Genomic DNA, 11,942 nt, shown 5'->3' with positions numbered 1-11,942 from the left:
CTAAGTAAACGATTGGGATAATAACTTAAGAAGATCAGGACTGCTCGTATGGAGATACATCTCTCTTTGGAGCGGCTCCCCTTTTATCGGAAGAAACGTTACACCTTTTTGTTCAATCGCATCCGCCATCATTTTCGGCAAATAAGCAATCCCAATCCCGAGTGAAACGAGTCCTCCCATACCAAGATAGTGTGTTTCTAACACGTCCGCTTCGATAAAATGATCATTCAAAATCCTTCTTACTTGCTCGGATAGGTAGCCGGTCGGAGGGATAATTTGTGTGTAGTTAAAACATTCTTCTAGCGTTACCTCTTTCTTAACCGCTAGTGAAAGAGAGACGGGTACAGCTGCGACAAATGGTTCTGAAAAGAGAAAAGTCGAATACATCCCTTCAATTACAGGTGTATTTTGAACAACTGCCGCATCAATTTCATGCGCTTTTAAAAGCGGAACTAAATCAAGGCTATCCTCGTGAATGGCCGTCACGTATACATTGGAATATTGTAGTTGTTTATAAAATCCCGGTAAAAAATAAGTGCTCAAAATAGGCGTTGAGCCAAAACGAATCTGATCAAATGTCTTATACCGATCAACCGTTTGATTGATTTGTGAAAAAAGCGGCCTGATATCCTCGTAAAATGCTTTTCCCTTCGGCGTTAGTTCCACCCCTTTAACCGACCTGTTAAAAAGAGGAAAACCAAGCTCCTCCTCAAGTTTCTTCATTTGCTTGCTTAGCGCTGGCTGCGAAACGAATAGTGCTTTTGCTGCACGTGTGAAGCTTCTCTCCTCAGCAATTTTGAGGAAAACCGTTAATTGATGAAGCATAGCCTCTAACCTCCTCCTTGAATCACTCTCTTTATTATAACCTGTAGTTATGGATTGATCATTTTTTGATATTACCTTCCTCACTCTATCACACGTTATGCTAGAGATAGATCAGAAGCAATACTAGGAGGATGAAAATGAAAAATGTTTATATGTGGCTCGGAATTGCCATTCTTTTTGAGGTGATTGGAGCAACATTTATGAAATACACCGATGGCTTTAGTAACTGGGGCCCTACTGTTATCGTGATCTTAAGTTATGCCATTGCGCTCCTTTTTTATATTTTTCTCACGAAAGATCATGATCTAGGAATCATTAATGCACTTTGGTCAGGTGGCGGCACGGTAATCATTGCCGCCGCTGGCATCCTCCTCTTCCAGGAGTCCACATCGCTCACAAAATTACTAGCCATATCCCTTATTGTTATAGGAATTATCGGGTTAAATACAAATTCACGCTATCTGAAAAAAGGAGAGGATATTTCATGATTTACCTGATCCTTGCCCTTGCGTTTTCAATCATTGGTAGTATCGCTGTCAAACGTTCGGTCGGATTTACTAAGAGAATGCCAGGCATAGCTGCATTCTTCCTTTTTGGACTATGCATCTACTTTCTTACCTTATCTGTTCAATCCATCGAAATCGGTCTTGCCTACGCCATTTGGTCCGGCGGCTCCATCGCCGGCACAACAATTGCGGGTCTTCTCTTATTCAACGAAAAAGCGACCAGAAGAAAATTCTTCTCCATCGCGCTCATTATGGTTGGCGTCATGCTATTATAGGTCTTAAGTAGGGCGGGGTCTGGCACGTACCTGACCCCCCTATCCTAAATCGAGGTGAACCCATTGCGCAAATGCATCATCTTATTCCCTTTCCTACTCTTCCTCTTAAGCTGTCAAAATGATGAATTTCAGCTTCTTGATCAAGTCACACAGATCAACGTTATCAAAGTGAGTGACTTGTCCCCATCTCCTGACCAATATGAGCGTGAAGGAAAACTCATTAATGAAATCACCTCAACGGAAACGATCGATCAAGTACGTCACGCGCTCGTAAAAGCAGACGTTGAGAGTACCAAAAGTGCCGACCTGGATCTTCCTTCTTACAAAGTCCTATTTTTAAACGATGATAAAGTGCTGAAAATACTCGGCTATTATCCAAAAGATAAGCATCACGAAACCGACGCCTTTCTTTCTCTTGAAGAAGAGAGCGTCTATCGTCTTTCAAGTTCTCTTAACCTTGTACCCTAAACATAAAAAGTGCTGCTCAACCAAAACTCTGGCAAGCAGCACTGTTCATTACAAATACTTTTCCATTCGAATATCCGACCACATTTTTCCATTCCAGTAAGTGAAATCTTCTAATCTTCCAATCTCTTCATAACCAAGCTTTTGATAAAGCTTATACGCGTTTGTATTAAACTCAAACACACCAAGCTCTATCCGGTTAAAGCCCTGTTGGTAAATGTGTTCTTCTAAATATTGGATCGCTTCAAAGCCAATTCCTTTGCCTCTGCCTTCAGGTTCACCGATTGTAATCCCGATCCACGCCGTTCCTGATTCTTGCTTAAAGAGGTGCGGAGGGTCTACCATGTAATTCATTTCACCGATTATTTCATGATTCACAAATATCTGGAAAATTTGCTGGTATTCCAGGCGATCCCTTACCCCTTCAAGGGTGATGGTTTCGCGACGATCTAATTCCTCCTGACTTTTATTTGGACGAATAAGCGGTATCAATTCCCGATCATTTTCCCAACGATTCAGGACTTCCACAAATTGAGCAGTTGGTTTTGTTAATTGGACAATCTCCGTCTTCACATGGTGCTCCCTTCAGTATGGAAAGTCTTTCCCTCAACCTTATGTATGTTTTTTTATGAACTCTCTCCATTCTACCACTTACGCTTCAATAGTTCTGTTTTCTTTTTTAAAACGCTTACTAACAGCCCTAGAAGGTAAGAAACACAGCGAAAATAATCAAGGCAGAAACGCAAAACGTTAGTTTCGCTGATCTTCTTTGACCACGATTTAATTCCTCAAAGCCCGTTACCGTCATGAAAAGACCAAGTGAAAGGAGCATCAACGGCAAAAGAAAGATGCTTCCAGTTAAAACAGCTACTGCAAATCCACCCGCCATAATGGCGCAACTTATGCGTAATGCTTTAAGCAATGGATAACCTCCACTCATTCACTAAAAAAATGAAGACGAAGGCTATTCACCACCGCCCCCTCCGCAGCCACCACCGTCTCCGCTATCACAACCTGAACTATGATGACTTCCACTATAGTAGCTTGAATGATCCGTTCCACCGCTGCGATGATTCAAGGATTTTGATTTTGCCGATCCAAGAGCAATAAATAAAATAACTAGAAAAATCACAAAGAATGCTTCCATATTCATCCCTCCCTTTTTATAGTATACGGTTCAATTGCCCATAAAGTTTCAACGATTCTAATAGCTATCTATCGTAAAATGGCGGTGTCGTTGAAGACACCGCTATCCCACTAATCAATTGGGGTTAGTCGAAACATCCCTTGCAAATCACGCGGTTGAAAGCCAAATTGCTCATACAATCCGCTACCCGCCTCCGTCGAAAACAGTCCAATGAACGCTGGAGATGGAGCATGCTCTTTCAAATAGGAAAAGAGCTTCTCCATCAGCTGCTTTCCTGCACCGTTCCGCTGATGGTCTGGGTGGATAACAAAATCTTGAATGTAAAAATACATCGCTCCATCCCCCACAATCCTTGCCATTCCAATGACGTTTTCACCGTCTATCATCACAGCCGCATAAAGCGAGTGACGTATCGCTTTTTCGGCCACGCTAAAATTCAATTCCCACCCCACTGATTTACATAAGCTGACATACTCTTCGTAGCTTGGATAACGATCAATAACTTGATAGGATTGTGCCATCAAGATCATTCCTTATTTTTTAATTTAACAACATGTTGCTGTGAATTTTCACCTCATAAATTTACCCATTCGATTCACCTCTTAAAAGTTGCTCAGACTTTCTTCTTTTCTTAAATTTAAATCGCTTCTTTTTGTATGAAAAATCCATTGACATCTTAATTCAATAGATCGAATCAAAAAAGGTTCCGATGACCAATCCATGTCATTTCTCTATTAAGATAGCGTCTTTTTCCTTTGAAAGATCCGCTGATCGCTACTCAAAAATTTTACCTGTTTTTAACGTTCACTTTTGGGGAAATAGTATTTTATTATACAAGACCTGTAGGAGGAAAAAACAATGACGAACGAATCAAAGGCAAGCTACCATATTACGGACTTTAATGATTTTCATGAGATTTGCATTGAAAACGGAGAGCTTAATTTCCCTGAATATGTAAAGATCATGCAGGATTACCTTTTAAGCCAACCGAGAGAAACGATGGTGTTCCAGGAGTGTTGGATTGAAGATAAAGAAGCGGAAATTGGAGAAGTAAGAACAGTCCAAGTAAATTTCCTAGATCACAAAACAGAGAACTACATCCGCCTCTGGGGTGCGAAAAAGAATGACAATAATGAGGTTATTAAAATGAAGGTAGACGCGATCGACATCGAATCGAAAGAAGTTGTTTATGAGCGCGAGCTAGCTTAAACAGAGTGAAAATTTTACACCATTAGAAATGAGCGGCGAATGCGCAGGCACTTCGCCGCTCTTTTTAGTTTGTCTATTAGTTATCACCTTACACTCTAACGATACTATTTAGAGTAAATGAATTCTTTAATTGGTAGCGTGATAACTGTGTAGCAAACAACAAAATACTCATACATCTGAAACATTTTTCACAGCGCTCTCGTAGTACATGATAGAGGAGGCGTTACATATAAAATTAAAATTTACATCCGTTTTATTCGGATTAATCCTAATTCTTGCTGCTTGTAGTGGGCAATCTGAAACATCTACGGAAAATCAGTTAGACTCTTTGAAAGAAAATTATCCAGAGGTGAAGACAGAACTTGAGAAACTTCCTGAAGAATTCAGAAGTGAAGTTACCGTCCCGGATATGGAGACGATCCCATTGGACGTTAGTGATGTCGAAGCGGTCGCAGAAACAAAATTTGAACCATACGGAATCGATGTTTATTACGCAGAAGATGAAAAACGGTTGAATGTAATGGTTAAAGACCAGAAAGGAATCGACTCTTCTATTGAGGAAACAAATCAGGAGCTTGATCATGACATGAAAGGATTCTACTCGGAAGCTGAAGATGGTCACCTGTTAACAATTACGTGGGTAAGTCAGAACGAAAATGTCCTTTATAAAGTGGTTGGATTCACTCCATCAGAAGAAGAAGCGGCTTTCACAAAAAAAGACATGGTAGAAATAGCGAACTCGATTATTCAGCAGCGAAAGTAGTATGCTATTCACTGTTCAAAACCTTAAGGAGGTGTAGAAAATGGGACTGTTCATTGCCATTCTTACAATCTTATCTTCTGCAGGTTTCCTCTATTATATGGGGAGATCAGAGCATTAGGGGTCAGGTACGTACCTGACCCCCGCTACGCTAAAGCAATGAAGAGCATGTATGAAAGAAAAAGAGGAAGGTGAATATAATGCTTAAGAAAAATAGCTTTGTACTCTATATATCTATTTTGCTTTTTATTCTAATCATCTCGATCTCCGAGACGGCCCCCTTTCTAAAAGTGCTTCTCTCTCTTCTAGCGGTAGCATTTTTATTCCCCGCCTTTAGAAAACATGTTTTTCAAAATAAAATGAGGAAACTTAAAGTCGCTCTTCTTACATCGATAACTTTTTCAATCGGACTCTTTTTCTCTTCGCTTCCAATGGCTGGTATGGAGGCATTCTCGTTCATTACCGTCATGTCCTTTATCGTTGTTTTACTCTATAGCTTGCTTGGAAATCTACTATACGGACTACCCGTCTCCATTTTGGCTGAGTACCTTTCTGTAAAAACGAGCCGTTTTCGAATGGTTCTTTCCGCTTTCATTCATCTAGGATTTGGCTTCGCAACCTTTTTCGTTGCACCAGCCTTTTTTCTATGGGCAAGTATTTGCTCCGTCCTATTCTTTATCTGGGATGAAGTGACGAGGAGAAGCTATCGGAAAAGAGGACACGAGATGTCAATCTAGTTCACGGGGAAGTTTCTTTTTAAACAGTCACCCATAAATCTTCCTCGTCCATCTCTCCACAACTTTTTCAATCATATACCTTGCTTCAAGAAACTCGTTTCTCATGATTAATCTAAAATAGCAAGTTTTCATAAAACGTAGCACATTTCCTTTTGGATGAAAGAATTCAACACTGTATCCTTTCAGCTGAAACAGTCCATCTAACTCTGTTGAGAGCAACTCAATCCAATTACTAAGGTGCTGCTCCTTCAACCCTCTATCCAAAAGCGCCTCCAACGCAAACAATAGTCGTTCGTCCTCATCATCTACATACGTGGTGGCTTCTTTAAAAAGACACTTCTGTATCACTTCAAGACATTCATCCATTTTTTCGATATCAAAAACCGGATGCCGGATTACTTCCGTTAGCACATCTGCCCCATGTGCGATGCTATGCGCCCAACCTTTTATATCAACATACCCTCTCGTATCCCGCTCTTCTCGTAAATACCGAAAACTGGCTTCCCTTACAGCAGAAAATCGATTCTCCGAAAGAAATCCCGCTTCCCGATCTTTTTCTATAATAAGCGCAACGACCAGAACCGAGAAAGAACGTGTAAAAACCGAGTCTGTGCCTCTTTCACCGATACGATAAAAAAGGTGTTCATCATCAAGGCATGTGTTTAATAGAGATGTAAGCTGTTCCTTCGTTAAAAAATCTTCTGTAACTAGCTTTCCAAACGTTGGATAGATGAGATCATCCCTTAAGACAGGGTCCGTACTACCAATCTGGTGAAGCATGTGAATAAGAAGATCGTTCAGATCTCCTTGAAACTCATTTCGATTTAGTTCTTCTAAAGCTTGTTTTAATTCCAATTGGTCGCCCCCTATACTAGCTAAAAAACAATAAAAAGCCGCGTATTAACGCAGCCATATCTTAGAGTAAATAGAAATAAAACGAGAAGCCTGCGAATAATACCATCGAGGCGATCGCTCTCGTCCATCGATACTTAGCACTTAATCCTGCTTTCTTTTCCAAAAATTCAATATAGAATAGGATTAAGAAAAAACCCATTAACATCCAAAATGCTCCGGCTACATCACCAACTACGAGCTGCATGCGTAAAAAACCAGCCCCGATCACAACAGGCCCTATGATCCCAACAACTAAATATATTATCCTTATAAAGTTACTTTCATTCTTCACGTGTAGCTCTCCAAGCATAACGAGTTGTTCCCTTACCTTCAACCATCCATAGCCCCACGCGAGCTACCTGTAAACGGATTGATTTCATACGTCAAATCTCGCCCTGCCTTTTCTTCTTCCTTCGAAATCCTTTTCCCAAGAGCGGCATAATACCACCCCCAGGCAATGAGAGATAGCAAACCACCGCCTATCATGATCCAGAACACTGCATCTTCCATCGAAACACCTCCAGTTAGATACTCGTAATCTCACTACTTCTCGTTGTCTTTCTTGCACACCTTCAATTCATTGGAAAAATAGTTTTTGCTCACCCTAGCCTTTCTCTTTCAACAAAAAAGCACGAACTTCTGTCAGTCTTTCTGCATAAAACTTACTCTGCTTCGGGTCAAGAAGCACACGATTCTCTACCTTCTCATACTCTTTTTCTGGAATTTTTTAAAGAAATATTTCCAACGTTTCGTTCTTTCCATCTTCTTTTTTTCTTCCTCAAGACGTGACTCATCCACTTTTATAACCGCAATCCCCTCTACTGTCGGATCAACCTTTTGAAAGACATTTTGTAACCCACCTACATCAAAATTCTCCATCCTAACTTCTTTTACAGAAGAGATATTTTGAAGATCACCTAATTCATCTGTGACGGATTGAATATCTCGATCAGATAATTCATCCCTTTTTAATAGGGCAATTGTGTAGATGTCCCCCTGCGCTTTTCTCTCTTTTTTACTTGCTTCAAAATCCGGGTATACCTTTTGAACTACTTTGATATTTTTTCTAATAAAATTATAATGATGAAGGCTTCCAATCATATGTAGAGTAATGAACGATAGCAAACAAAATAGTCCTATTTGAACAAACGATACCATCGCTCCCGTTATATTTATGAACCCCCATAACTGATTAGATCCCATAATAATCGCAACGCTTACCAAAATGTCAAATCCGCTTAGCTTTTCCCGTTCCCTATTAGTTTGTGGATATTTTGCTCTCTGAAATCGATAACGAGTATAGAAATAAAAAATAGCGAGGCAAAGAACCAATGTAAATAAGCCAATCGTAAAAGGAATATTTCCCTTTATCCCAATATCTATATAAATTATTTTTTCAATACCAAGCCAATATAAATAGGTACTCACTATTGAAAAAATCCCCATAAAAAGATGGAATGACTTTTCCAGTTTAAAAGGAGCAAGAATGTAAACGAGTGTCCATAGATTAAGAATGATTGCAGGCACAAGTGCAGCAATAAAAAACAGTTTGGAGAACGAACCAATCAATGAAGGTAAGAACCCCATGAAGTCGATAAAAAATAAAACCATGAAAATGATAGTAACTCGATTGTCTTCCGGAGTTCTAAATCGTAAATACGCTAACATCTCTTTATCAGATATGTCTCGTTTACCCATCCATCCTCCACCTTCCATAAAAACCCTATTTTTTCTATAGTTTAACAGAAAAAGGGGTCAAGCACGTGCCTGACCCCTCGACCCTCTCAACAATAAACCGGATTATTCGAATAATGACTCACCCAGCGCCCCGTGCGCTCCATTTGTTTTTGTAGTCTTCCTCTCGAAACCGGCACCGTTAATTCAAAGCCATCCTGAAACAAAATCATTGTTGTATTTTTCGTAATCGCACACGTATCTCGAACATGCTGGTAAAATACCCAGCAACAATCAATGCTTTCAGGTGACTCGGTAGGGAAAACCGAAATCGCATTCCAATTCGAAACAATAATTGGCGTCTGCTGTTCGTACTTTAAATGATAGATGACTGCTTTTCTTCGTCCTTCATACGTGACGCCTGCTTCAAGACAGGCCTGCCTAATTAAATCGACTGGCGTTGTTTCTGATAAATAGACCCCGCTTCGATCATAAATCCTCGAACTAAATCCAACTTCTTTCGCCACTTCAATCGCCCGAGTCGATTTACTAATTTCATAGTCATTCATGATTTCTGCCTCGATATTGACCATGTTTACTTTTCCCTTCTGTTTTCAATTGGCAATGGATCCCTTTCTGATTCCGTTGCAGTTCCCCTTTGTACAAGAAAAAGGTATACTTGTACTATTGTTGGTTTGGACGCCAACAACTGCCCCAGAATGTGTCCTCCAAGACAAAACATTCTGGGGCTTTTATGTATGCTATTCACTTTCTTCATCACCTCCTCTCACGATCAGCAAGATGACGTTTCACCACACCTTCGTCATCTTCTAAATATTTCCACCCTTAATCTTGATTATAATGAATGTTCCGAAATATTCAAATACTTTTTTAGTAGATAAGACCCAGGAAGACCTTACGGTGCCTGTCACCACCCGATATATGTAACTTCCTGTCGAACCAATTTCCATTTGTTTAGCATTGGATTATATGGGTATCTAAGGAAATAAAACATAATCGAATGTGAGGTTAGTCGAATGAAAAAGTACCTACTTATCCTACTTGCCTGTGGATTATTAGCTGCCTGTAATAACAACCAAAATGCGACTCAAAATGAAGAAGCAGAAGCCGCTACTACTGAAGAAACAGCGGCTAGCAATACCAACACATCAGAAGAATCGTCCTCAGCTAAGAAAAACAAAAAGGATACTACCACAACTAATTCAGCTACGCCCACCCCAGATTCACCTTCATCAACTAATAGCCTAACGGATACTGAAAAGAAGTTCCTACGAATTCCTACCATCTCGATTGAAACACCGTACGGAGAAGACGGAAATATCGCTTATGAACATACTCAAAAAGAAATTGTCGAAGAATACATGGATGAGGATGGCCGCATTTATTTCCCTTTAGATGAGAAACCAATTCGCACCATTGTAAGCGGAGAAAACGAAAACATGCGCAACATTACAAATTATGGGGATGCTTTCATTGGAATCCTTGAAGAGGAAGCTTACGAGCTTACGGATCAAAAGCAGATTGAAGAAGCGTACCAATTGATTCTTAGTGCTACGCCAACCCAATTACAAGGGCAAGAATTAACTTACCGCACTTATGAAGAAGCGACAAATTTAGAAAGAGGCATTACTAAGATGACGTATCTTATCGCCCCAACACTTGGTGATCTCGATTATATTGTACAGACTCAGGCTTACGATCATGAAGCACTCCCAATCCTTTTAGAAGAGTTAGAGAGTCTTGGTTCACCAACGCTCCTCCCTCCCGCCCCTCAAACGGCAATGGACCTTCAGCTTTTTGAAAGCATGCAAGCTGTGCAAGCAATGTGTGGCCAGCTCGGACAATTTGAAAACCCGGAAACAAATCGCGCGGAGTTTGAGCAACTCTACCTTGAAGTGAGAAAAGAAACGCTCAACATGATGGCACGAGTGAATTATACGCTAAGTGAGGAAATATAAACGAAACGCAAAGACAGACCTACTCTCTGATGAGAATAGGTCTGTCTATGATAGGAATCCATTAAATTAAAACAATAGCAAACTAACACCAATCGCAAACAGCACAACGCCCGCAATCGAATAAAACATACCAGAACGCTGCTGCCCTTTGATTCTGTTCGAAATACCAGCAAGTAGATTAATGACGCCAAATCCCATAATACCGTATAATAGTAAATTCTCCTCTTCAGGAGTAATCAGATACATAATCGGAAGTAAAAGTATTAACGCAGATAGGATAAACTGCACAATGCTCAATGAAAACAATAGTTTAGATTCAGATTCTGTGCTCATCATTCTTCCTTCTTTCCTTTTCTAGGTGAACTGATTCATGACTTCTATCCTAATTATAACAGCGCCAATGTGGTTTTTGTTATGGCAAAAGTTTGAACATTCTTTAACAGAGTTTACTCCGTATTTTCCCGTTAAACGAAAACCCTAACCATTTAACTCCTAACTCCCTTTCATTATTAAACGAAGGCTTTATACACTCTATTACGCTATAAAAACCCCCTCAGCAACACTATTACCATTTTTACAAAAATATGGTTAAAAGAAATCGAAACCCGGGTATAGGTATAAATACCCCGTACGTCAGTCTCACGAACAGGTAGAACAACCTATTTACCAGAACCCTTCCATTTGGTACCATATACTACTGCTTGAGTATGATTTTTCTAATGACTATTACAAAGGGGATAGCGCAAATGTCCTATTTATCCTATTTACAATCAGAAATAGCTGAAAAGCGAGCTCAACTCGTCCGCCTCCAGTCCAGCTTAGTGAAATTAGATAGCTTACAAGGAGAATTTATTCAAAATAAACAGCTTGTCGATCAACCTGAGCTAACGCCTACTACTTGGGCCGGCGAATTAGCAAACTCTTTCCAAAATATACGCGAAGATATGAAAGCGTCTTATCAGGAATTATCGATTAACCAAGTGAATTCTGCACTCAATACAATGGAAAATAAAGCTGATCACCTTCGTCGTGAAATCCAGACGCTTGAATTTAACATCACCCAGGAAATTCACCGGTTAGAAGAGGAAGCGAGAGAAAGGAGAAATGCGAAGTGAGTAATGAAATGCTAGTAAAATTTAGTGAAGTCGAACAATCGATCAGCCAAATCGAGAAAAGCCTAAGCGCTTTTAACGCAGAGCTACCAAAGAACACCGGAGAAGGAAATACGCTGGATGTCGTAAATCGATTAAATGAGATAAATCATATGCTAACGGAAGTCGGAAACGCCTACAAAGAAATCCTTACCTTGAATAACCAGACCGTACGAGAATCAGTGCAGCAACTGGAGAATGCGGACCAGGAGCTCTCTACTTCTATGCAGATACGTTAATGTGTACAGGTTAGCCACAGGAAAAAGTATGTTGAATGAACTTTTCATAAAAATCTGGTATACACTAAAAAAACTCTCCGG

20 protein-coding genes are annotated in these 11,942 nt (G+C 40.1%); 9 read left to right on the top strand and 11 right to left on the bottom strand.

Translation table 11 applies throughout. The features are described 5' to 3' along the window. Positions 1 to 825, bottom strand: coding sequence for a LysR family transcriptional regulator (locus ATG70_RS02760; protein ID WP_098442847.1), 825 nt, complete (start codon positions 823 to 825; stop codon positions 1 to 3). A 137-nt stretch (positions 826 to 962) separates the two neighbouring features. Here ATG70_RS02760 and ATG70_RS02755 point away from each other — a divergent pair, with 137 nt between their 5' ends. The 3 genes from ATG70_RS02755 (at position 963) to ATG70_RS02745 (ending at position 2,074) form a co-directional block, all read left to right on the top strand. After that, on the top strand, positions 963 to 1,313 hold the full coding sequence (locus ATG70_RS02755) for a DMT family transporter (RefSeq protein WP_098442846.1): 351 nt from the start codon (positions 963 to 965) through the stop codon (positions 1,311 to 1,313). After that, positions 1,310 to 1,606, top strand: coding sequence for a DMT family transporter (locus ATG70_RS02750; RefSeq protein WP_098442845.1), 297 nt, complete (start codon positions 1,310 to 1,312; stop codon positions 1,604 to 1,606). The genes ATG70_RS02755 and ATG70_RS02750 overlap by 4 nt, the downstream gene beginning before the upstream one ends. A gap of 63 nt (positions 1,607 to 1,669) precedes the next feature. Continuing rightward, positions 1,670 to 2,074 (top strand): hypothetical protein, encoded by a 405-nt coding sequence (locus ATG70_RS02745; protein WP_098442844.1) that lies wholly within the window; start codon positions 1,670 to 1,672, stop codon positions 2,072 to 2,074. Between the two features lie 48 nt (positions 2,075 to 2,122). Here ATG70_RS02745 and ATG70_RS02740 read toward each other — a convergent pair whose 3' ends face one another. The 4 genes from ATG70_RS02740 to ATG70_RS02725 form a co-directional block, all read right to left on the bottom strand. Then, positions 2,123 to 2,644, bottom strand: a complete 522-nt coding sequence (locus ATG70_RS02740; protein ID WP_098442843.1) for a GNAT family N-acetyltransferase — start codon at positions 2,642 to 2,644, stop codon at positions 2,123 to 2,125. Between the two features lie 127 nt (positions 2,645 to 2,771). Further along, positions 2,772 to 2,993 (bottom strand): hypothetical protein, encoded by a 222-nt coding sequence (locus tag ATG70_RS02735; RefSeq protein ID WP_098442842.1) that lies wholly within the window; start codon positions 2,991 to 2,993, stop codon positions 2,772 to 2,774. A gap of 42 nt (positions 2,994 to 3,035) precedes the next feature. Next, positions 3,036 to 3,218 carry a hypothetical protein gene (locus ATG70_RS02730; protein ID WP_098442841.1) on the bottom strand — a complete coding sequence of 61 codons (183 nt, stop codon included), beginning with the start codon at positions 3,216 to 3,218 and terminating at the stop codon, positions 3,036 to 3,038. A gap of 110 nt (positions 3,219 to 3,328) precedes the next feature. Then, positions 3,329 to 3,739, bottom strand: a complete 411-nt coding sequence (locus tag ATG70_RS02725) for a GNAT family N-acetyltransferase (RefSeq protein WP_098442840.1) — start codon at positions 3,737 to 3,739, stop codon at positions 3,329 to 3,331. Between the two features lie 337 nt (positions 3,740 to 4,076). On the opposite strand from ATG70_RS02725, the gene ATG70_RS02720 reads away from it, so the two are divergent. The 3 genes from ATG70_RS02720 (at position 4,077) to ATG70_RS02710 (ending at position 5,924) form a co-directional block, all read left to right on the top strand. After that, positions 4,077 to 4,427, top strand: a complete 351-nt coding sequence (locus ATG70_RS02720) for a hypothetical protein (protein WP_098442839.1) — start codon at positions 4,077 to 4,079, stop codon at positions 4,425 to 4,427. A gap of 328 nt (positions 4,428 to 4,755) precedes the next feature. Beyond that, entirely contained in the window at positions 4,756 to 5,190 is a 435-nt protein-coding gene (locus ATG70_RS02715) for a hypothetical protein (protein ID WP_142329543.1), read from the top strand. A 197-nt stretch (positions 5,191 to 5,387) separates the two neighbouring features. After that, positions 5,388 to 5,924, top strand: a complete 537-nt coding sequence (locus tag ATG70_RS02710) for a hypothetical protein (RefSeq protein ID WP_098442837.1) — start codon at positions 5,388 to 5,390, stop codon at positions 5,922 to 5,924. A gap of 27 nt (positions 5,925 to 5,951) precedes the next feature. Here ATG70_RS02710 and ATG70_RS02705 read toward each other — a convergent pair whose 3' ends face one another. The 5 genes from ATG70_RS02705 to ATG70_RS02685 all read right to left on the bottom strand — a co-directional run bounded on the left by ATG70_RS02705 (position 5,952) and on the right by ATG70_RS02685 (position 9,085). Next, positions 5,952 to 6,779, bottom strand: a complete 828-nt coding sequence (locus tag ATG70_RS02705; RefSeq protein ID WP_098442836.1) for a DUF2785 domain-containing protein — start codon at positions 6,777 to 6,779, stop codon at positions 5,952 to 5,954. Between the two features lie 61 nt (positions 6,780 to 6,840). Further along, positions 6,841 to 7,152: a hypothetical protein gene (locus ATG70_RS02700; RefSeq protein WP_098442835.1), complete on the bottom strand. Its 312-nt coding sequence runs from the start codon at positions 7,150 to 7,152 to the stop codon at positions 6,841 to 6,843. After that, positions 7,149 to 7,328 (bottom strand): hypothetical protein, encoded by a 180-nt coding sequence (locus ATG70_RS02695; protein ID WP_098442834.1) that lies wholly within the window; start codon positions 7,326 to 7,328, stop codon positions 7,149 to 7,151. Before ATG70_RS02695 ends, ATG70_RS02700 begins: the two co-directional genes overlap by 4 nt. A gap of 186 nt (positions 7,329 to 7,514) precedes the next feature. Further along, complete coding sequence (locus tag ATG70_RS02690; RefSeq protein WP_098442833.1) at positions 7,515 to 8,516, bottom strand: hypothetical protein; 1,002 nt, start codon at positions 8,514 to 8,516, stop codon at positions 7,515 to 7,517. 86 nt (positions 8,517 to 8,602) lie between these two features. Further along, positions 8,603 to 9,085, bottom strand: coding sequence for a competence protein ComK (locus ATG70_RS02685; RefSeq protein ID WP_098442832.1), 483 nt, complete (start codon positions 9,083 to 9,085; stop codon positions 8,603 to 8,605). Between the two features lie 444 nt (positions 9,086 to 9,529). On the opposite strand from ATG70_RS02685, the gene ATG70_RS02675 reads away from it, so the two are divergent. Beyond that, positions 9,530 to 10,471, top strand: coding sequence for a hypothetical protein (locus ATG70_RS02675; protein WP_098442830.1), 942 nt, complete (start codon positions 9,530 to 9,532; stop codon positions 10,469 to 10,471). A 66-nt stretch (positions 10,472 to 10,537) separates the two neighbouring features. On the opposite strand, the gene ATG70_RS02670 is transcribed toward ATG70_RS02675, so the two are convergent. Then, the gene (locus ATG70_RS02670) at positions 10,538 to 10,804 is read right to left on the bottom strand and encodes a hypothetical protein (protein WP_098442829.1); all 267 of its coding nucleotides are present in this window, start codon (positions 10,802 to 10,804) and stop codon (positions 10,538 to 10,540) included. 413 nt (positions 10,805 to 11,217) lie between these two features. Here ATG70_RS02670 and ATG70_RS02665 point away from each other — a divergent pair, with 413 nt between their 5' ends. Next, positions 11,218 to 11,586, top strand: a complete 369-nt coding sequence (locus tag ATG70_RS02665) for a YwqH-like family protein (RefSeq protein WP_179886160.1) — start codon at positions 11,218 to 11,220, stop codon at positions 11,584 to 11,586. Further along, positions 11,583 to 11,861 carry a DUF5344 family protein gene (locus ATG70_RS02660; protein ID WP_098442827.1) on the top strand — a complete coding sequence of 93 codons (279 nt, stop codon included), beginning with the start codon at positions 11,583 to 11,585 and terminating at the stop codon, positions 11,859 to 11,861. Before ATG70_RS02665 ends, ATG70_RS02660 begins: the two co-directional genes overlap by 4 nt. Positions 11,862 to 11,942: the final 81 nt, after the last annotated feature.

This window comes from Bacillus sp. es.036, assembly GCF_002563635.1.
GTDB lineage: Bacteria > Bacillota > Bacilli > Bacillales > Guptibacillaceae > Guptibacillus.
This window is presented reverse-complemented; position numbering and strand designations above follow the sequence as displayed.